Source organism: Streptococcus sp. KHUD_013 (assembly GCF_052588545.1).
Genome location: NZ_CP186264.1, coordinates 1,527,725 through 1,547,610, shown reverse-complemented (window position 1 = coordinate 1,547,610; position 19,886 = coordinate 1,527,725). Strand labels below are relative to the sequence as shown.

At 41.5% G+C, this 19,886-nt stretch carries 19 protein-coding genes; 16 read left to right on the top strand and 3 right to left on the bottom strand.

Features of this window, described 5'->3' with window-relative positions:
- Window positions 1-7 precede the first annotated feature (7 nt).
- Window positions 8-490: an S-ribosylhomocysteine lyase gene (locus tag ACOXXR_RS07420; RefSeq protein WP_006596848.1), complete on the bottom strand. Its 483-nt coding sequence runs from the start codon at window positions 488-490 to the stop codon at window positions 8-10.
- A 269-nt stretch (window positions 491-759) separates the two neighbouring features.
- Here ACOXXR_RS07420 and ACOXXR_RS07415 point away from each other — a divergent pair, with 269 nt between their 5' ends.
- The 13 genes from ACOXXR_RS07415 (at window position 760) to ACOXXR_RS07355 (ending at window position 15,137) form a co-directional block, all read left to right on the top strand.
- On the top strand, window positions 760-2,367 hold the full coding sequence (locus ACOXXR_RS07415) for a ribonuclease Y (protein ID WP_445278354.1): 1,608 nt from the start codon (window positions 760-762) through the stop codon (window positions 2,365-2,367).
- A 196-nt stretch (window positions 2,368-2,563) separates the two neighbouring features.
- On the top strand, window positions 2,564-3,193 hold the full coding sequence (gmk, locus tag ACOXXR_RS07410; protein WP_006596846.1) for a guanylate kinase: 630 nt from the start codon (window positions 2,564-2,566) through the stop codon (window positions 3,191-3,193).
- 28 nt (window positions 3,194-3,221) lie between these two features.
- Window positions 3,222-3,536, top strand: coding sequence for a DNA-directed RNA polymerase subunit omega (rpoZ, locus tag ACOXXR_RS07405; protein ID WP_042361373.1), 315 nt, complete (start codon window positions 3,222-3,224; stop codon window positions 3,534-3,536).
- A gap of 62 nt (window positions 3,537-3,598) precedes the next feature.
- Entirely contained in the window at window positions 3,599-5,989 is a 2,391-nt protein-coding gene (locus tag ACOXXR_RS07400) for a primosomal protein N' (protein WP_445278353.1), read from the top strand.
- An 11-nt stretch (window positions 5,990-6,000) separates the two neighbouring features.
- Window positions 6,001-6,936, top strand: a complete 936-nt coding sequence (fmt, locus tag ACOXXR_RS07395; protein ID WP_445278352.1) for a methionyl-tRNA formyltransferase — start codon at window positions 6,001-6,003, stop codon at window positions 6,934-6,936.
- A complete protein-coding gene (gene rsmB / locus ACOXXR_RS07390; RefSeq protein ID WP_445278351.1) occupies window positions 6,926-8,239 on the top strand; it encodes a 16S rRNA (cytosine(967)-C(5))-methyltransferase RsmB in 1,314 nt (437 codons plus the stop codon). Before fmt ends, rsmB begins: the two co-directional genes overlap by 11 nt.
- A gap of 21 nt (window positions 8,240-8,260) precedes the next feature.
- Window positions 8,261-9,001, top strand: a complete 741-nt coding sequence (locus ACOXXR_RS07385) for a Stp1/IreP family PP2C-type Ser/Thr phosphatase (RefSeq protein WP_023022352.1) — start codon at window positions 8,261-8,263, stop codon at window positions 8,999-9,001.
- Window positions 8,998-10,869 carry a Stk1 family PASTA domain-containing Ser/Thr kinase gene (gene pknB, locus ACOXXR_RS07380; RefSeq protein ID WP_023022354.1) on the top strand — a complete coding sequence of 624 codons (1,872 nt, stop codon included), beginning with the start codon at window positions 8,998-9,000 and terminating at the stop codon, window positions 10,867-10,869. Before ACOXXR_RS07385 ends, pknB begins: the two co-directional genes overlap by 4 nt.
- Before the next feature lie 130 nt (window positions 10,870-10,999).
- A complete protein-coding gene (gene liaF / locus ACOXXR_RS07375) occupies window positions 11,000-11,695 on the top strand; it encodes a cell wall-active antibiotics response protein LiaF (protein WP_023022357.1) in 696 nt (231 codons plus the stop codon).
- Complete coding sequence (locus ACOXXR_RS07370; protein ID WP_023022359.1) at window positions 11,692-12,711, top strand: sensor histidine kinase; 1,020 nt, start codon at window positions 11,692-11,694, stop codon at window positions 12,709-12,711. The genes liaF and ACOXXR_RS07370 overlap by 4 nt, the downstream gene beginning before the upstream one ends.
- Window positions 12,689-13,321 (top strand): response regulator transcription factor, encoded by a 633-nt coding sequence (locus tag ACOXXR_RS07365; RefSeq protein WP_023022361.1) that lies wholly within the window; start codon window positions 12,689-12,691, stop codon window positions 13,319-13,321. The genes ACOXXR_RS07370 and ACOXXR_RS07365 overlap by 23 nt, the downstream gene beginning before the upstream one ends.
- A 44-nt stretch (window positions 13,322-13,365) precedes the next feature.
- Window positions 13,366-14,772: a bifunctional Cof-type HAD-IIB family hydrolase/peptidylprolyl isomerase gene (locus tag ACOXXR_RS07360; RefSeq protein WP_445278350.1), complete on the top strand. Its 1,407-nt coding sequence runs from the start codon at window positions 13,366-13,368 to the stop codon at window positions 14,770-14,772.
- Window positions 14,769-15,137 (top strand): S1 RNA-binding domain-containing protein, encoded by a 369-nt coding sequence (locus ACOXXR_RS07355; protein ID WP_270297478.1) that lies wholly within the window; start codon window positions 14,769-14,771, stop codon window positions 15,135-15,137. Before ACOXXR_RS07360 ends, ACOXXR_RS07355 begins: the two co-directional genes overlap by 4 nt.
- 326 nt (window positions 15,138-15,463) lie before the next feature.
- Here the strand turns inward: ACOXXR_RS07355 and cysK are convergent, their stop codons facing one another.
- A complete protein-coding gene (gene cysK / locus ACOXXR_RS07350) occupies window positions 15,464-16,393 on the bottom strand; it encodes a cysteine synthase A (RefSeq protein WP_123160906.1) in 930 nt (309 codons plus the stop codon).
- A gap of 91 nt (window positions 16,394-16,484) precedes the next feature.
- Window positions 16,485-17,117: a YigZ family protein gene (locus tag ACOXXR_RS07345; protein ID WP_023027744.1), complete on the bottom strand. Its 633-nt coding sequence runs from the start codon at window positions 17,115-17,117 to the stop codon at window positions 16,485-16,487.
- A 55-nt stretch (window positions 17,118-17,172) separates the two neighbouring features.
- On the opposite strand from ACOXXR_RS07345, the gene ACOXXR_RS07340 reads away from it, so the two are divergent.
- The 3 genes from ACOXXR_RS07340 to hpf all read left to right on the top strand — a co-directional run bounded on the left by ACOXXR_RS07340 (window position 17,173) and on the right by hpf (window position 19,772).
- Complete coding sequence (locus ACOXXR_RS07340) at window positions 17,173-18,471, top strand: DEAD/DEAH box helicase (protein ID WP_445278349.1); 1,299 nt, start codon at window positions 17,173-17,175, stop codon at window positions 18,469-18,471.
- Between the two features lie 62 nt (window positions 18,472-18,533).
- The gene (locus ACOXXR_RS07335) at window positions 18,534-19,139 is read left to right on the top strand and encodes a ComF family protein (protein WP_229039031.1); all 606 of its coding nucleotides are present in this window, start codon (window positions 18,534-18,536) and stop codon (window positions 19,137-19,139) included.
- 87 nt (window positions 19,140-19,226) lie between these two features.
- Entirely contained in the window at window positions 19,227-19,772 is a 546-nt protein-coding gene (gene hpf / locus ACOXXR_RS07330; protein WP_023022375.1) for a ribosome hibernation-promoting factor, HPF/YfiA family, read from the top strand.
- The last annotated feature ends 114 nt before the right edge of the window (window positions 19,773-19,886 follow it).

Sequence of the window (19,886 nt, the reverse complement as noted above, 5' to 3'; positions counted from 1 at the left end):
TTGTTTTTTATACGATATGGCGTGTGAATGGATCGTCAGAAATACCTTGTTCGAGAATCAATTTGCACCACTCTTTGGCAGAAAAGAGGCTGTGATCTTTATAGTTTCCACAAGATTCAATCGTCGTTCCTGGCACGTCTTCCCAGCTTGTCGCTTCAGCAATTTCCTCTAAAGAGGATTTAATGACTTGTGCAATGGTTTTTGGATCGTGCTGTCCCCACATAATCATATGAAATCCAGTACGACACCCAAATGGGGAACAATCGATCATGCCATCAATGCGTTTACGGATCAACATAGCTAATAGATGCTCAATTGTATGTAAACCAGCAGTCGGGATAGAGTCTTCATTTGGTTGAACCAAGCGGATATCGTAGTTTGAGATGACATCTCCTTTTGGTCCAGTTTCCTCTCCGATTAGGCGGACGTAAGGGGCTTTTACAGCAGTGTGGTCTAATTCAAAACTTTCCACAATAACTTCTTTCGTCATGTATCTTCCTCAATTTCTTTTTTCTTGATTATAGCACAATTGGCGCTGGAAGAAAACACAAGAGAAGAGAGAGGCAAGTAGCCGTTGAAATAGGATTCAGAAGCTTGTTTTAGGGTGTTTTCCCGTTAGAATCAAAGGAAAGAAGCATTAGAATAATAGCAGAAATAGATTAGTTTTCGCTAGAAAATTTGTTTGTTAATTTTGTAAAAATATGATAAAATAATAAAGAATTTTTTAATTCAACTATTCATTAGATTAGGGGTAAAAACATGGAATTTGGAATTGCAATTGTTTTTGCCGCAATCATTGGTTTAGTCATTGGATATGTAGGGATCTCAGTCAAGATGAAAGCATCGAAAGAGGCTGCAGAACTTACTCTTTTAAATGCTGAACAAGAAGCAACGAATTTACGTGGACAGGCAGAGCGCGAAGCTGATTTGATTTTGAAAGAAGCTAAGCACGAGTCTAGTTCACTTAAAAAAGAAGCACTTTTGGAGGCAAAGGAAGAAGCCAGAAAATATCGAGAAGAAGTCGATGCTGAGTTTAAATCAGAGCGTCAAGAATTAAAACAATTAGAAACCCGCTTAGCGGAACGTTCGAATAATCTTGATCGCAAAGATGACAATCTTACGAGCAAAGAGCAAGCTCTTGAACAAAAAGAGCAAAGTCTTTCAGATAGAACTAAACACATTGATGCGCGTGAAGAACAATTACATGAGCTAGAAAAGAAGAAAGAAGAAGAATTAGAAAAAATTGCTTCTCTGACTCAATCGGAAGCACGTGATATTATCTTAACGCAAACAGAAGAACGACTTTCCAAAGAGATTGCGACTCGAATTCGAGAAGCAGAAGTGGAAGTGAAAGAACGTTCAGATAAAGTTGCAAAAGATATCCTGGTTCAAGCCATGCAAAGGATGGCCGGGGATTTTGTGGCAGAACAGACCAACTCAACGGTTCATTTACCAGATGATGGAATGAAGGGCCGGATTATTGGTCGCGAAGGTCGAAATATCCGAACCTTCGAAAGCTTGACAGGTGTGGATGTGATTATTGATGACACTCCAGAAGTAGTCACCCTGTCTGGATTTGATCCGATTCGTCGGGAAATTGCACGGATGACGATGGAAAGTCTATTGAAAGATGGTCGAATCCATCCAGCCCGTATTGAGGAGTTGGTAGAGAAGAACCGTCAGGAAATTGACCAACGGATTCGGGAATATGGGGAAGCGGCGGCTTATGAAATTGGAGCGCCAAACCTACACCCTGACTTGATGAAGATTATGGGACGCTTGCAATTTAGAACCTCTTATGGTCAAAATGTTCTGCGTCACTCAATTGAGGTTGCTAAGTTATCTGGTATTATTGCTAGTGAACTTGGCGAAAATGCTACCTTGGCTCGTCGAGCTGGTTTCCTACATGATATTGGAAAAGCCATCGACCGTGAGGTAGAAGGTAGCCACGTAGAAATTGGAACAGAGTTGGCTCGTAAATACAAAGAGCATCCTGTTGTCGTTAATACCATTGCTAGCCACCATGGAGACGTTGAACCAGAAAGTGTCATTGCTGTTATTGTAGCAGCAGCGGATGCTTTAAGTGCGGCTCGTCCAGGTGCTCGTAGTGAGTCTCTCGAAAGCTATATCAAACGTCTTCAAGATCTTGAAGAAATTGCAAATAGCTTTAAGGGAGTCAAGACTAGCTTTGCCTTGCAAGCAGGTCGTGAAATCCGAATTATGGTAAGCCCTGAAGAAGTGAAGGATGATAAGTTGACCATCTTAGCTCATGACATTCGTGAGAAGATCGAGTCTAACTTGGAATATCCTGGTAATATCAAGGTGAACGTTATTCGTGAATTGCGTGCCGTTGATTATGCAAAATAAAGCTTGCTAAAATATGAAAAGATAGTCAGCAAAGACGACAAGGTCTTGGTTGACTATTTTTTATTTTGTTCCATGATGAAAAAAGAAAATCATTATTTCGTCTAGAAGGGGTTAGGAGCCTTGTCTCTAGGAAAAATCTGTTGAAAAATCTTTCTATTTTTGTTACACTAGATAGAAAGATAGCGAAGGAGACAAAATGGCGGATCGAGGATTATTAATCGTTTTCTCAGGGCCCTCAGGTGTTGGGAAGGGGACGGTTAGACGCGAGATTTTTGAAAGCTCAGACAATCAATTTCAATACTCAGTATCGATGACAACACGTGCACAACGCCCTGGTGAAGTGGACGGAGTAGACTATTTCTTCCGTACACGTGAAGAATTTGAGGAGTTGATTCGTCAAGGTCAAATGCTCGAATATGCTGAATATGTAGGTAATTATTATGGGACTCCCTTGACCTATGTGAACGAGACCCTCGATAAGGGGATCGATGTCTTCCTTGAAATCGAAGTGCAGGGTGCTTTGCAGGTGAAGAAAAAGGTACCAGATGCCGTCTTCATTTTCTTGACTCCTCCCGATTTGGATGAGTTGCAAGATCGTTTGGTTGGACGTGGCACGGATAGTGCGGAAGTGATTGCCCAACGGATCGAAAAGGCCAAAGAAGAAATTGCCTTGATGCGTGAGTATGACTATGCCATTGTTAATGACCAAGTGCCTCTGGCTGCGGAACGTGTCAAACGTGTGATTGAGGCGGAACATTTTCGTGTTGATCGGGTGATTGGTCACTACCAAGAAATGCTTCCCAAAGCCACTCAAGTGGTACGATAATTTAGAATAGGAATTAGGTAAAAAGATTATGATGTTAAAACCATCCATTGATACATTGTTGGATAAAGTACCGTCAAAATACTCATTGGTTATTCTTGAAGCCAAACGAGCTCATGAGTTAGAGAGTGGTGCAAGTCCCACTCAAGAATTTCAATCCGTAAAATCTACCTTGCGTGCCTTGGAAGAGATTGAATCAGGAAATGTGGTGATTCACCCAGATCCAGAAGCCAAGCGCGAAGCGGTTCGTCGTCGAATCGAAGCAGAACGCTTGCGTAAAGAAGAAGAAGAGCGTAAAATTAAAGAACAAATCGCAAAAGAAAAAGAAGATGGGGAAAAAATTTAAGGTTGGGTTCGCTCAATCTTATTTTTTGCTATTTAGCACTAGGGCAGGAAGGAGGTGGAGACATGCTTGCACAAGTCATCGTTGATGTTCCCTTGATGCAAACGGATAAACCCTATAGTTACCAAGTACCGGAAGAGTTTTCCCCATTCTTGGAAAAAGGAATGCGGGTGCATGTTCCGTTTGGAAAGGGAAATCGGCTCATTCAAGGAATTGTGGTTGGCTTAGAGGAAACCACTCTAGCAGCTCAAGACCAAGAATTAAAAAGTATTGTGGAAGTCTTAGACTACCAACCAGTTCTAGGCGAGGAGCAATTTTGGCTAGCAGATCAGTTGCGAAAGACGGTTTTTGCCTACAAGATCACCCTCTTGAAAGCCATGCTACCGAGTGTTTTAAATTCTTCCTATGACAAAATTCTCCATCCGACAGAACTGTTATCGTCAGAGGATCGAGAAGACATTTTTGGAACAGCGACCAGCTTGTCTTTTTCTTCTTTGGATATTGATGCACAAGCACGAATGATGCGACTGACTCGTAAGGGAGAGTTGGAAGTAGAATACCAAGCAGTGGATCGTAAACATATCAAAACAGAAAAATGGTATCAGGTAAATCATCCCCTACTTGAAAATTTGGAAATCGCCAAGAATGCCAAAAAGCGCTTGGCCCTGCGTGACTTTGTCCAAGGTCAGGAAGAAGAAGCACCTTTGAGTGATTTATTGGCGGAATTCTCTCGTCCAGTGGTGAACTATTTCATCGACCAGGGTGCCTTGCTTATTTTTGAGAAAGAAGTCAATCGTGCAGCAACCTACTTTAAAGACAAAGAGTCGACAGAGGCCTTGGTTCTAAATGTTGAACAAGAACGAGCCGTTCAAGCGGTAACCAGCAAAATCGGGCAACCTTCCAAACCTTTTTTGCTAGAAGGAGTGACAGGAAGTGGGAAGACGGAGGTTTATCTCCAAATCATCCAAGAGGTGCTAGAAAAGGGGAAAACAGCTATTATGTTGGTTCCCGAAATTTCCTTGACACCTCAAGTGACGGATCGCTTCATTTCTCGCTTTGGGGATCGGGTGGCCATCCTTCATTCAGGTCTATCCAACGGTGAAAAATACGATGAGTGGAGACGTGTTGAACGCGGAGAAGCTCAAGTGGTCGTAGGAGCGCGGTCTGCCATCTTTGCACCTCTGAAGAACCTAGGGGCCATTATTATCGATGAAGAACATGAGGCTACCTATAAACAAGATAGCAATCCTCGCTACCATGCGCGTGAAGTAGCTTTACTTCGGGCTCAGTATCACCAGGCTGTTTTGGTCTTGGGGTCGGCGACACCTAGTCTAGAAACACGAGCCCGTGCAGGAAAAGGAGTCTATGAATTTCTTCAATTGACCCAACGAGCCAATCCTCTTGCCCGTATTCCAGAGGTGGAAGTGATTGATTTCAGGGATTATATTGGCCAGCAAGAATCCGGAACCTATACACCTAAGTTGCTAGAAGCGATAGCAGAACGTCTGCAACGAAAAGAGCAAGTCGTCCTCATGCTCAATCGCCGGGGTTATTCCAGCTTTGTTATGTGTCGGGAGTGCGGTCATGTAGATACCTGTCCGAATTGTGATATCTCCTTGACCCTCCATATGGACACCAAGACCATGGATTGCCACTATTGCAACTACCGTAAGCCAATCCCAACAGTCTGTCCTAATTGCCAAAGTCGATCCATTCGCTATTATGGGACGGGGACCCAGAAGGCCTACGATGAGCTACAAGAAATTTTCCCTGAGGCTCGTATTCTGCGGATGGACGTTGATACTACTCGGAAAAAAGGGAGTCACGAGACCTTGTTGGACCAGTTTGGTAAAGGACAAGCCGACATTTTACTGGGGACCCAGATGATCGCCAAAGGTTTGGATTTCCCCAATGTTACTCTTGTCGGTGTCCTCAATGCGGATACAGCCCTAAATTTGCCTGATTTTCGCTCGTCAGAGCGGACCTTCCAACTCTTAACCCAGGTGGCAGGACGGGCTGGTCGTGCGGATAAAGAAGGACAGGTTCTGATCCAGACCTATAATCCTCATCATTATGCCATTGAATATGCGAAACGCCAAGATTACGAAGGTTTTTATGCCTATGAAATGAAGGTCCGCCACCAATTTGGCTATCCACCTTATTATTACACTGTAGGTTTGACCCTTTCTCACAAACAAGAAGAGGTCGTGGTTAAAAAAGCTTATCAGGTGATGGACCTGTTGAAAACAGGTCTATCAGACCAAGTCCAAATCTTGGGACCAACGCCAAAACCGATTGCTCGTACGCATAATTTATTCCATTATCAGATCCTGCTGAAGTACCGGTTTGAAGACCACTTACCACAGGTTTTAAATCAGATTTTGGACTATACTCAAGAGCGGGAAAATCAAGATCTTCGAGTCAGCATTGACAATGAACCGCAAAGTTTTATGTAGAAGGAGAAAAAATGACAAAAATACTATTTATGGGAACGCCTGATTTCTCAGCTACAGTCTTAAAAGGCTTGATTTCTGATGAACGCTATGAGATTCTAGCCGTTGTGACCCAACCAGATCGGGCAGTTGGTCGTAAAAAAGAAATCCGAATGACACCAGTAAAAGAAGCGGCTTTAGAAGCAGGCTTGCCAATCTATCAGCCGGAGAAACTGTCTGGAAGCCAAGAACTAGAAGACTTATTGGCTTTGGGAGCAGATGGGATTGTCACAGCAGCCTTTGGACAGTTTTTGCCGAGTCGTTTGTTAGAGGTGATGAAGTTTTCTGTCAACGTGCACGCTTCTCTTCTTCCAAAATACCGTGGTGGAGCGCCTATTCATTATGCTATCATGAATGGGGATAAAGAAGCTGGTGTGACCATCATGGAAATGGTCAAAGAGATGGATGCTGGAGATATGATTTCTTCTCGCGCCATCCCTATTTTAGAGGAAGACAATGTGGGAACCCTATTTGAAAAATTGGCTCTTGTTGGCCGGGATCTTCTTTTAGAAACTCTGCCAGCTTACCTTGCGGGAGAGCTTAAGCCACAACCGCAGGATCCCCAACAAGTCACCTTCTCTCCAAATATCAAGCCAGAAGAAGAACGCCTGGATTGGACACGGACCAACCGTGAACTCTTTAACCAAGTTCGAGGCATGTATCCTTGGCCAGTTGCCCATACCCTATGGAAGGGTGAACGCTTTAAGATATACCAAGCAAAACCGTGTGAAGGTCAAGGAGAACCAGGGGAAATTTTAGCTCTCCATAAAAATGAAATCGTTGTTGCGACGGGTGAGGGAGCCTTAGCCTTGACCCTTGTTCAGCCAGCCGGTAAACCCAAGATGGCTGTCGGAGATTTCTTAAATGGTTTAGGGCGACAACTGCAAGTAGGTGATCAATTTGGTAAATAAGATGCAGACTGCACGAGGGGTGGCCCTATCTATCCTAGGAGAGATTTTCCAGGACGGTGCTTTTTCAAATATCGCCCTCAAAAAATCCTTGGGCAAGGCGACCTTGTCAGATGTGGATAAAAGTCTAGTAACCGAAATTGTCTATGGGACGGTTTCGCGTAAACTAACCTTGGAATGGTATCTATCGCACTTTGTCGCTGATCGAGACCAGGTAGACCCATGGATTTATCATCTTTTATTGATGAGCCTTTATCAGTTCGTCTATCTTGAGAAGATTCCTCCCCATGCTGTTGTCCATGAAGCAGTAGAGCTTGCCAAGCAACGGAAGAAGGGGAGCGAAAAATATGTCAATGCTCTCTTACGGAAAATGCTACGAGAGGGGCTTCCGTCGATTGACCAGATTAAACGAGTCAACAAACGACTTTCGATCCGTTATTCACTACCGGTTTGGTTGGTGAAAAAGTTGCTTGATGAGTATGGGAAAAAGCGGGCAATCGCTATTTTTGAAAGTCTCTATGTTCGCAACAAGGCCAGTGTTCGAGTTGTTGACCTTGACCAAAAAGAAGACATCAAGGAACAGTTGCAGGCTTCGGATTCCTTATTGGCCTCAACAGCTCTTGTAAAGGAAAACGGCTATTTTGCGGGCTCTGATTACTTCAAACAAGGAAAGATAACCATCCAAGATGAGACCAGTCAATTGGTGGCACCTGCTTTGGAAATTCAACCTACGGATCAGGTGCTGGATGCCTGTGCAGCTCCTGGTGGCAAGACCACTCATCTAGCTTCTTATCTAGTCGATGGGAAGATTACAGCTTTGGACTTGTACGATCATAAGCTCCAATTAATTCAGGAAAACGCGGAGCGTCTTGGAGTAGCAGATAAAATCCAGACAAAAAAACTGGATGCCAGCAAGGTATTTGAAGCTTTTGGGGCGGATGCCTTCGATAAAATCTTGGTAGATGCCCCTTGCTCTGGGATTGGTTTGATCCGCCGAAAGCCAGACATCAAGTATAATAAAGATAATGCTGACTTTGCGTCTCTGCAGGCGATTCAATTGGAAATATTGGATGGAGTTTGTCAAAGTGTACGGAAAGATGGTATAATAGTCTACAGTACATGCACAATTATAGGAGAAGAGAATTTTGATGTGGTTCACCAGTTTTTAGAAACCCATCCAAATTTTGAACTCGTGCCATTAGATCATGAACGAAAAGATATTCTGAAAGATGGTTGTATGTTAATTACACCAGAATTGTATGGAAGCGATGGTTTCTTTATTAGTCGTTTTCGAAGAATATCGTAATCTCAGGAGGATACGGACAGTATGGAAATTTCTATCTTAACCGATGTAGGTCAAAGACGGACAAATAACCAAGACTATGCAAATCAATATAAAAACAAAGCGGGAAAATCCATGATTTTTCTAGCTGATGGGATGGGGGGACATCGTGCTGGCAATATTGCTAGCGAGATGGCTGTTACAGATCTTGGCGCTGCTTGGGTAGCGACTGAAATCAGCACCATTAACGAAGTAAGAGAGTGGTTTGCAGAGAATTTGGAAAAAGAAAACCAGCAGATCCATCGCATTGGTCAAGATGAAGAACATAAAGGAATGGGAACAACGCTGGAAGCTCTTGCCATTATCGATGACCAAGTCTTATTTGCGCATGTAGGAGATTCCCGAATTGGACTCGTGCGTAATGGGGAATACCATCAATTGACCAATGACCATTCTTTAGTAAATGCCTTGCTCAAAGCTGGACAAATTACGGAAGAAGAGGCAGCTCATCATCCACAACGCAATATCATCACCCAATCTATTGGACAAAAGGATGAATTACAACCGGACTTTGGTATGCTTACGGTTGAAGCGGGAGATTTCATTGTTATCAATAGTGATGGATTAACCAATATGATCTCTGGTGATGAAATCCGTGATATCCTTGTCAGCGATTTATCGGTTGAAGAAAAGGCAAAAACCTTGGTTCGCTTTGCGAATAATGCTGGTGGTTTGGACAATATTACAGTTGTACTGATTCACTTTGCTGAGGAGGATATGGCATGATTCAAATCGGCAAAATTTTTGCCGGACGATATAAGATAATCCGCCAAATCGGGCGTGGAGGGATGGCAGATGTCTATCTCGCTCGGGATTTAATCTTAGATGGTGAAGAAGTTGCAGTTAAAGTACTGAGGACCAATTACCAAACAGATCCAATTGCAGTTGCTCGCTTCCAACGAGAGGCTAAAGCGATGGCAGATTTGGATCATCCAAATATCGTTCGGATCACGGATATCGGTGAAGAGGAAGGCCAACAATACTTGGCGATGGAATATGTCGCTGGCTTAGACTTGAAACGTTATATCAAGGAAAATGCTCCTCTTTCAAATGAAGAAGCCGTTCGCTTGATGGGGCAAATCCTTCTTGCTATGCGCTTGGCGCACACGCAAGGGATTATTCACCGTGACTTAAAGCCTCAAAACGTTCTTTTAACACCAGATGGAAATGCCAAGGTCTCTGACTTTGGGATTGCGGTAGCCTTTGCAGAAACGAGTCTCACTCAGACAAACTCTATGTTGGGATCGGTTCATTATTTGTCTCCTGAACAAGCTAGAGGATCGAAAGCTTCTGTTCAAAGCGATATTTATGCAATGGGGATTATATTCTACGAAATGCTGACGGGACATATCCCTTATGATGGGGATAGTGCAGTGACGATCGCGCTACAACATTTCCAAAAACCACTTCCGTCCATCATCGAAGAGAATAAAAATGTTCCACAGGCCTTGGAAAATGTGGTTATTAAAGCAACAGCAAAGAAACTATCCGATCGCTATAAGTCGGTAGCTGAAATGTATGTTGACCTCTCTAGTTGCTTATCTTATGAGCGTCGTAACGAGAAAAAATTGGTCTTTGATGATGCTTCAAAAGCAGATACCAAAACCCTACCAAAGGTAAACGTGGTTCCAAAACCAACGCCACTTCCAACATCAGATGTTCGTCCGGTTGTTCATGAGGACCTACCAGGGGCTTCAGAGGATAGAACGGTTCCAGTTTCTCCAAAAAATAAGCCACGTCGTCGTTTGAGGACACGCTACAAAGTCTTGTTTGTTGCTTTAGCTTTGGTACTAGCTGCCTTTGCCTTTCTTCTTTATATGAGTCCAGCCAACAAAACAGTTCCGGATGTATCTGGAAAAACTGTTGCAGAAGCTCGTGCTATCATTGAAGATCAGAATCTTCAAGTTGGAGACGAAAAAGAAGAATACAGTGATTCTGTACTTGAAGGCTATGTGATTCGTACCAATCCAAATGCAGGAGCTCAGAAAAAAGAAAAAAGCAAGGTTGATTTGGTTGTCTCGAAAGGACCAAGCACCTTTGATATGCCAGACTATACTGGTATGTCTAGAGAAAATGCAGAAAATGATCTGAAAACCAACTATAAGCTTTCTAGCAAACTCATTTCGATTGAAGAAGTCGAGACCAATGAAGTAGAACCAGGAATCGTTATTGAGCAATCTCCTGTCGCTGGTCAAAAATATGATTTGACTTCTAATACGAAGGTTGTTCTGAAAGTATCTAAGGAAAGTAATTCTATCGATTTACCAAGTTATGTCGGTTCTGATTATGAGTTTGCTGTCTCTAATCTCGTTGAAATCTACGGGGTGAAGGAAGCAAATATTGAACGGAAGACCACATCGCATCTTCCAGCTGGAGTAGAAGTCTTACCAGGTCAAATTGTGAGTCAGACTCCGGAAGCTCAATCAAGCATCGATATTAAGAAGACTCGCATTGTCTTGACCGTGTACGAACCGAAGACGGAACCATCAAGTAGTACGAAAGCTTCAAGCAGTTCATCAGAAGGTTCAACCTCTACAACAGTGGAATCACATTCCAATACAGAATCCTCAGCTATCACTGAACCAGAACCTTAACGTGATGATCATATAAAACCAGACCAAATTGGTCTGGTTTTTTTAGTACAGAGAGAGTTGGGATGAATCCTTCTAGAGGCGGAAGCGAATTCCTTGGAATTTTGATAAAATAGAATGGAGAGGTTCAATTATGTGGAAGATTCAATTGTTTGTGTTTGTGGAAGCTTTGTTACTCACCATGGCTGCAATCACTATTTTAGCGGGAAATATATCTCGTATTGTCCTAATCGTTGTTCTTTGCTTACTTCTATTGTATTATTACATCGGAAAACAGCGGAGTAATTTTCTTTTAGTGGCATCCAGCATCCTGCTGTTTTTTATTGTCATGCTAAATCCCTATGTCATCGCTGCGCTTTTGTTTGCCGTAGTCTATGCCATGCTAGTGGCTTATCCTTATTTTTACCGTGAAAACAAAGAAGTGAAGATAGATTATGAGGAAGATGTAGAAATCCGACAAGAGAAAACGCCTTGGATTGGAGATCTGCATCATTTTTCAAAGGTAAACTGCCATTTTCGTGATTTAACGATTATACGTTTAGTCGGGAAGGATACGATTCACTTAGACGAAGTGATTGTGGTAAATCATGACAATGTCATAATCATGAGAAAGATGTTTGGCAATACTAAAATTATTTTGCCAGTGGATGTGGAGCTTAGCTTGCAGGTGAATACCTTATATGGAGAATTACGCCTCTTCTCTCAAAAACCTAGGAAATTGAGAAATGAGACAGTTAGCATGGAGACGCCAAATTATCGAAGTTCCCATCGGACAGTGAAGCTTGTTGTAGCAGGAATCGTTGGAGATGTGGAGGTGGTTAGAGGATGAAACGAACAGACTATCTTTTAATCTTCCTTTATACGGTCTTGATTCTAGCTGTTATTATCCATTCTATCTTTGGTCTCTTCGACTTTCAGTGGACTTATCTATTGGAAGATTTATCAAAGCTTCGTGCATTTCTGTTTATTGGCTTTGGATTGACGGTTGCTCTCACTATCTTGATGATTTTATTGATTAAATTGATTCAATTTACAATTATGAACACCGTCCAAAAAAACTTAAGAAGCTTGCTCGAAGGCAAGAAGCTAAAACTTGGAGAAAACAAAGAGATTAATGAAGAATTTCAGCGCTTGGATCGGAAGCTCAAACGCCTGACAGAAAATTTGCAACGAACAGAAAATCGAGTCATGCAAAATGAAGAAGAGATTGTGGAAAGAGAACGCAGGCGAATTGCGCGAGATCTCCATGATACGGTGAGCCAAGAATTATTTGCAGCCAACATGATCTTGTCCGGTGTAGCCAGCCAGGATCAAGTTCTTCAACTTCCTAAAGTAGGGCAACAGTTGAAGGGAGTTACAGAGATTCTAAATACCGCTCAAAATGATTTGCGAATTTTGCTACTGCATTTACGGCCGACAGAATTGGAAGGTCGGAACCTAGTAGAAGGTCTGCAGGTGATTTTTAGAGAACTACAAGAAAAGAGCAATTTAGAAGTTCATTTTGAACACGATGTTCAAAAATTACCTAAAGCCATTGAAGAGCATATTTTCCGGATTGTGCAAGAAGTGGTTAGCAATACATTGAAACATGCTCATGCCAAGCGATTAGATGTTTATCTTTTGCAAGCAGAACAATCCCTCCATCTCAAGATAGCAGATGACGGAGTAGGCTTTGATCCAGAATCGCTGGGTGAACTAAGTTACGGTATGAAAAATATTCAAGATCGAGTGGATGACATGGCAGGAAGAATTAAAATTTTGGCCAGTCCCAAAAAAGGAGTGGCCATTGATATCAAAGTGCCATTAGTAGAAGGAGAAAATGATGAAATTATTACTAGTAGATGATCATGAGATGGTCCGATTAGGATTAAAAAGTTATTTAAGTATGCAAGAGGGGATTGACCAAGTCCTAGAGGCTAGTGATGGTCAAGAGGGTGTCGAGTTAGCCTTACAAGAACGACCTGACGTCATTATTATGGATATTGTCATGCCCCATATGAGCGGGATTGAAGCGACGCTCGCCATCTTAAAGGAATGGCCAGATGCAAAAATATTAATCCTAACGTCCTATCTGGACAATGAAAAAATTTACCCTGTCTTGGATGCGGGAGCTAAAGGCTATATGCTCAAAACTTCCAGTGCAGAGGAAATTCTCCGTGCAATCTACAAGGTGGAGCAGGGAGAGTTGGCGATTGAGACAGAAGTCAGCCAAAAAGTAGAGTATCGAAAAAATCACGTGGAACTCCATGATGACCTGACCGCGCGTGAACGAGATATCTTGGCTTTACTAACCAAGGGGTACGAAAATCAACGGATAGCTGATGAATTATTCATTTCATTAAAAACAGTCAAGACCCATGTGTCGAATATATTGTCAAAATTAGAAGTGAGCGATCGTACCCAAGCAGTAGTTTATGCCTTCCAACATCACTTGGTCTCTCAGGAAGATTTTTAGTCAAAAACATGCTATAATAGACAGCATACTAAATGGAGACCAACATGGATGCAAAAACACGCTACAAAGCGAAAAAGATTAAAATAGTATTTTTTGATATTGACGATACCTTACGAAATGTTGAGACAGGCTATGTTCCAGCTTCGATCACCAGAGTATTCTCTCAATTACGAGAAAAAGGAATTTACACAGCTATTGCTAGTGGACGAGGGATTTTTGGAGTACCAGAAGAAATCAAGGCTCTCCAACCGGACTTCTATGTCACTTTGAATGGCTCCTACGTGATTGATCGCAAGGAAAATGTCATTTATGAAGAAAGGGTGCCAAATCCACTGGTTCAGGATTTTATTGCTTGGACCAAGCAAGTTGGAATTCATTATGGTTTAGTTGGGAGTCATCAAGCAGCCCTGTCTATTCGGACGGAAGAGATGAGCCAGGCTATTGATCCTATCTATCCAAATTTACCAGTGGATCCTGATTTTGCTACTAAGCATTCTATCTATCAAATGTGGACCTTCGAGACTGGTGAAGCATTCGATGCTCTCCCAGAGGATTTGGCACAAGAATTGCGTTTGGTTCGCTGGCATCCAATTTCATCTGATGTTGTCTTAAATCAGCAATCCAAAGCCCATGGTGTCTCAAAGGTAGTAGAAAAACTGGGGCTCAAACCAGAAAATGTCTTAACATTTGGGGATGGATTGAACGACATAGAATTATTTGACTATGCTGGTTTAGCGATTGCCATGGGAAATGCCCAGGAAGCATTAAAAGCTAAAGCAGATTATGTCACAAAAAATTTAGAAGAAGATGGCATTTTACATGCCTTAGAGGAGTTAAAAATGGTTGAAAAAGAATTGCATTTACCACAAACAAAAATGGATCAGGAAACAGGACCAATTGCGACGATTCATACCAACTATGGAGATCTGAAGATTCGTCTCTTCCCTGATCAAGCACCAAAAACCGTTGCAAACTTTATTGCGCTTGCGAAAGATGGCTATTACAACGGAGTGATTTTCCACCGCATCATTAAAGATTTTATGATCCAAGGTGGCGACCCAACTGGAACAGGAATGGGCGGAGAATCCATCTACGGAGAGTCTTTTGAAGATGAATTCTCTGAAGAATTGTACAATATCCGTGGTGCGCTATCTATGGCCAATGCTGGACCAAATACCAATGGCAGTCAATTCTTCATTGTTCAAAACCAACACCTTCCATATTCTAAAAAGGAAATCGCCCGTGGTGGGTGGCCTGAAGCTATTGCAGAAATTTATGCAGAAGAAGGAGGAACTCCTCATTTGGACCGTCGTCACACAGTATTCGGTCAGTTGATGGACGAAGCTTCTTATCAAGTATTGGATGCAATTGCTGCAGTCGAGACAGGTGCCATGGACAAACCCAAAGAAGATGTGGTGATGGAATCGATTGATATTGAGGGAGACGCATGAGAATCGGGGATAAACTGAAGGGTGTTGTGACAGGGTTGCAACCTTATGGAGCCTTTGTTGAACTAGAGACAGGGGTAACCGGTTTAATCCATATTTCTGAAATCCGCAGTGGGTATATTGACAACATTCATGATATTTTAAAAATTGGAGATGAAGTTACTACTCAGGTCATCGATATCGATGAATATTCGGGGAAGGCTAGTTTGTCCCTTCGAACCTTAGAAGCTGGGAATAGAAAGCATTTTCGTCATCATCGTTTTTCAAATGATCGTCATAAGATCGGTTTTACTCCTTTAGCCAAGCAATTACCAATTTGGATTAAAGAAAGTAAGGAATTTTTGAGTGACACCAGTCAGGGAAAATAAGAATTTGTTTCTACAGATATAAGAAAAAGAGGCTACATTGTAGCCTCTTTCAGTTTAAAGACAAAGTAATTTTAGAAACTTTCCTTAGGTGAGTACGGACGTTAGCGAACCTCGTAGAAGTTCCATGACTAATTATTGAGCCTAAGGTCTCAATAATTCCGAGTACCTGAAACAACTGTGTTTCAGGCACTTTTCTCACAGCGGAAAGTTTTTCATCTTCTTAAATGACTAAAAAATAAAAGTCATTTTTTGAAAATCATCCAGCTGTTTTATGTAAAACAATAGTTTATCTACATTCAAAAAGAGGCTACGATGTAGCCTCTTTCTTATTCTTGATCAAAATCGTAAAGGGTAGTTGAAAGGTAACGTTCTCCATTATCCGGTGCCAAAGCCAAGACTTTTTTACCAGCTCCAAGCTCTTTAGCGACTTCAATTGCTGCATAGATAGCGGCAGCAGATGAAATTCCAACTAAGAATCCTTCTTTTCCACCAATGTAGCGACCTAATTCTAAAGCTTGTTCAGAAGTGACGCGGATTACGCCATCATAAGAATTGGTATCCAGCGTTTCTGGAATGAAACCTGCTGACAATCCTTGGATTTTGTGAGGTCCTGGTTTTTCGCCAGAAAGAATCGCTGATTCATCTGCTTCAACGGCATAGACTTGGACAGCTGGGTTGACTTTTTTCAAGGCATGAGAAACACCTGAAATAGTTCCACCAGTTCCAACACCACTGACGTAAGCATCCAATCCATTTGGCCCAAAAGCTTCTAAAATTTCTTGTCCTGTTGTTGCTTCATGGACTTCTGGGTTGGCGCTATTGTTAAATTGGAGGGGAAGGAAACCGTTTCGTTCTGCAGCGATTTCTTCTGCTTTAGCGATAGCTCCTTTCATTCCTTCGCTACCTGGAGTTAAGACAAGTTCTGCTCCATAAGCTTGAATGATTTTCCGACGTTCAACACTCATGGTTTCAGGCATGACGATGACGACTTTATACCCTTTGGCAGCTCCGACCCATGACAAACCAATTCCTGTATTTCCGCTGGTTGCTTCAACGATAGTAGAACCAGGTTGAAGCAGACCATCTCGTTCTGCTTTTTCAATCATGCTAAGAGCAATCCGGTCTTTGACAGATGAACCAGGGTTGAAGGCTTCTAGTTTAACATAGACATCAGCAGCCCCTTCAGGTACCAAGTGGTTCAATTTTACAATAGGTGTTTTTCCGATTAATTCTGTAATATTTTCATAGATTGGCATACGATATACACTCCTTTGTTAGTGTATCCAGTATACCGCCAGTAATCCGGTTTGTAAAATATAAAAAAGCTATCAATGTGATAGCCTTTTTTTATAACTGGATAGGAACTTCCACTTCCTTTAGCCCCTGATCACTAATCTCAACTTTTCCATGGTAAAAATCAATCAGGTCTGCAATCACATCTTCTTTTTGCTCTTTATCTACATAAATCAGACTAAAGACAGCATCGGTGAAGTCTGTCTGAAATTCTGCTAATTGGTGAGCGGATAGAAAGTTCACAAACTCTTGGTATTGGGGATAAGTCAAGGTAATCCCTAACCCAACTTGCTCCTTGATTTCAACGAGACCGATTTCTTTCACAGCCTGAGCGACGCTACCGGCATAAGCACGGATCAGACCGCCTGCGCCGAGCTTGATCCCACCAAAATAACGAGTGACAACGCAGCAGACATTGGTCAACTCATGATTTTCTAGCACACCTAGCATGGGAACGCCGGCAGTACCACTCGGTTCTCCGTCGTCGCTGGTCCGTTTGATCTCAAACTGTTGGCCTATGACAAATGCGGAGCAATTGTGAGTTGCTTTGTAATGTTCTTTCTTGACAGCAGCTATAAAGTCGCGAGCTTCCTCTTCAGTATAGACCCGTTTAACATGGCAAAGAAAGCGAGATTTTTTAATTTCTTCTTGGACGAGGCCGTCCTCTTTAAATGTCTTGTATTCCATACACTTATTTTACAAAAAAACTCGCAAAACTGCGAGTTTTTACGAATATATAAGTATGAAAGTTGAAGATTGTTATGGAAGGTTGTTCGCCCAAGAACAACTAGAGGTGGAACTGCTTGGACAAGCCCAAGAACTGCCAGCTATGGTAGAGGAAAAGACGGGCTTGTTTTGTAATCGGTGTGGGACTAAGATTGATAAAAGCAAATGGAAACTACAGATAGGAAGCTACTATTGTAGAGCCTGCATTCAATTAGGAAGAGTTAGGAGCGACCAAGTACTCTATTACTTTCTCCAGCAAGCCTTTCCGCAGGAAGAAGTCCTAAGATGGCAGGGGAGCTTGACGCCATTTCAAAGTCGGGTTTCTCAAGAGTTGGTTCAATCCTTAACAGATAGAAAGCCTATGATGGTACACGCAGTTACAGGAGCAGGTAAAACGGAAATGATGTACCAAGTGGTGGCGGAAGTGATAAAAAAGGGGAGATGTGTTTGCATTGCTACACCAAGGATTGACGTGTGTATTGAATTATATAAGCGAATGACAAAGGACTTTTCCTGCCCCATCTCGTTGTTGCACGGTGATTCAGAAGCTTATTTCCGAACGCCTCTAGTCATATCCACAACACATCAACTACTAAAATTTTATCAAGCTTTTGACCTCCTCATCATCGATGAAGTCGATGCCTTTCCTTTTGTTGATAACCCTGTTCTCTACCATGCCGTTTCAAATGCCGTAACCAAGAATGGAAAGCTCATCTATTTGACAGCTACCTCAACAAAAGAGTTAGATAAAAAGGTCAAAAAACAGGAAATAAACCGCGTTAGCCTACCCAGACGCTTTCACGGAAACCCTCTAGTAATTCCTAGAAAAGTATGGCTAAAAGATCTACGAAAGAAAGTAGAAAAGAAGCAAGTACCAGGGAAGTTACTCAGACTAATAAAGGAGCAACGAAAAACAAGCTTTCCACTGATCTTATTTGTATCAGAGATTGAATTAGGAGAAAAGCTCCTTAACCTCTTAAGACAGAACTTCAAGGATGAAATCATCGAACTGGTGACCTCTAAAACAGAAAATAGGTTAGAACTGGTAGAAAAATTTCGCAACCAAGAAATTACCATTCTTGTTTCAACGACAATTCTGGAAAGGGGAGTCACCTTCCCTAAAGTAGATGTGCTTGTGATTGAGGCCAATCATCGGCTGTTCACTAAGAGCGCCTTGGTTCAAATCGCTGGTCGTGTAGGAAGAAGTATGGAAAGACCCACAGGCGAATTGCTTTTCCTAGCAGAAGGAACCAGCCAAGAAATGACAAAAGCTATTAAAGAAATAAAAGAAATGAATCGGGAGGCAGGATTTTGAGTCACTGTCTGTTATGTGATCAAGAGCTATCCAAACAAGAATCATTAAGGGATCTCATCCTAATGAAAAAAGAGAATCTCACAATGTGTGACAACTGTAAAAATAAGTTCGAACCAGTTAGTGAAGCTAGTTGCAAGACTTGTTGCAAAAAAAGTTCAGAGACTTCTTGTGAAGATTGCCAAGAGTGGGAACGAAAAGGGAAAAGCGTAAACCATAAAGCACTCTACTACTATAATGAAGAAATGAAGGAATACTTTCAGAAATACAAATTCCAGGGGGACCAACTGTTAGCTAGTCTCTTTGCTGAAGAAGTAAAGGCAACGCTAAAAAAGTATAAAGGGTATACCATTGTTCCAATACCTTTAAGCGATAAGAGAAATGAGAAGAGAGGATTTAATCAGGTAACAGCAATCTTAGAAGCAGCAGGAATCCCTTATCAAGACCTATTAATAAAAAAGGATACAAAAGCCCAATCACAGAGAAATAAAAAAGAAAGATTAAAAGCAGAGCAAGCCTTTGAACGAAAAGAGCTTAAAAACAAAAGCTGGCCGGAGAAAATAATGATAATGGATGATATCTACACAACAGGAGCAACAATCGAAAGAGCTAAAGAAATGTTACATGTAAACGGGGTGAAAGAAATAAGATCTTTTTCATTGGCAAGATAGAATAATCAAAAATATATTTGCAAAAATAAAATGAAAGCGTTATAATATAGGTATAAAAAGAAAAACGTTTAGAAAGAAGGTACTTATATGATTAAATATAGTATCCGTGGTGAAAACCTAGAAGTAACAGAAGCCATTCACGACTATGTCGTTTCTAAACTCGAAAAAATTGAAAAATATTTTCAAGCAGAGCAAGAATTGGATGCACGTGTAAACCTAAAAGTTTATCGTGAAAAAACTGCAAAAGTTGAAGTCACGATTCCGCTTGGTTCTATTACACTTCGTGCAGAAGATGTTTCTCAAGATATGTATGGATCTATTGACTTGGTAGTTGACAAGATTGAACGTCAAATTCGTAAGAATAAAACAAAGATTGAAAAGAAAAATCGTAGTAAATCTGCAACTAGCAAAATCTTTACAGAAGCTTTAGTAGAAGAAAGTGTTGCATTGGAAAAAGTTGTCCGTACAAAAACGATTGACATTGAACCAATGGAATTAGATGAAGCGATTCTTCAAATGGAACTATTGGGACATGACTTCTTCATCTACAAGGATGTGGAAGACAATACAACTAACGTTATTTACCGTCGCGAAGATGGAGATATTGGACTTCTTGAAGTTAAAGACAAATAAGTTAACACAGTCAGAAAGCTCCTGTAGAATATACAGGAGCTTTCTATATATAGGAAATAAATAGTCGCAAATCAAAAAAATAACAAAAAAAATAAAAAAATAGAAAAAAGATAT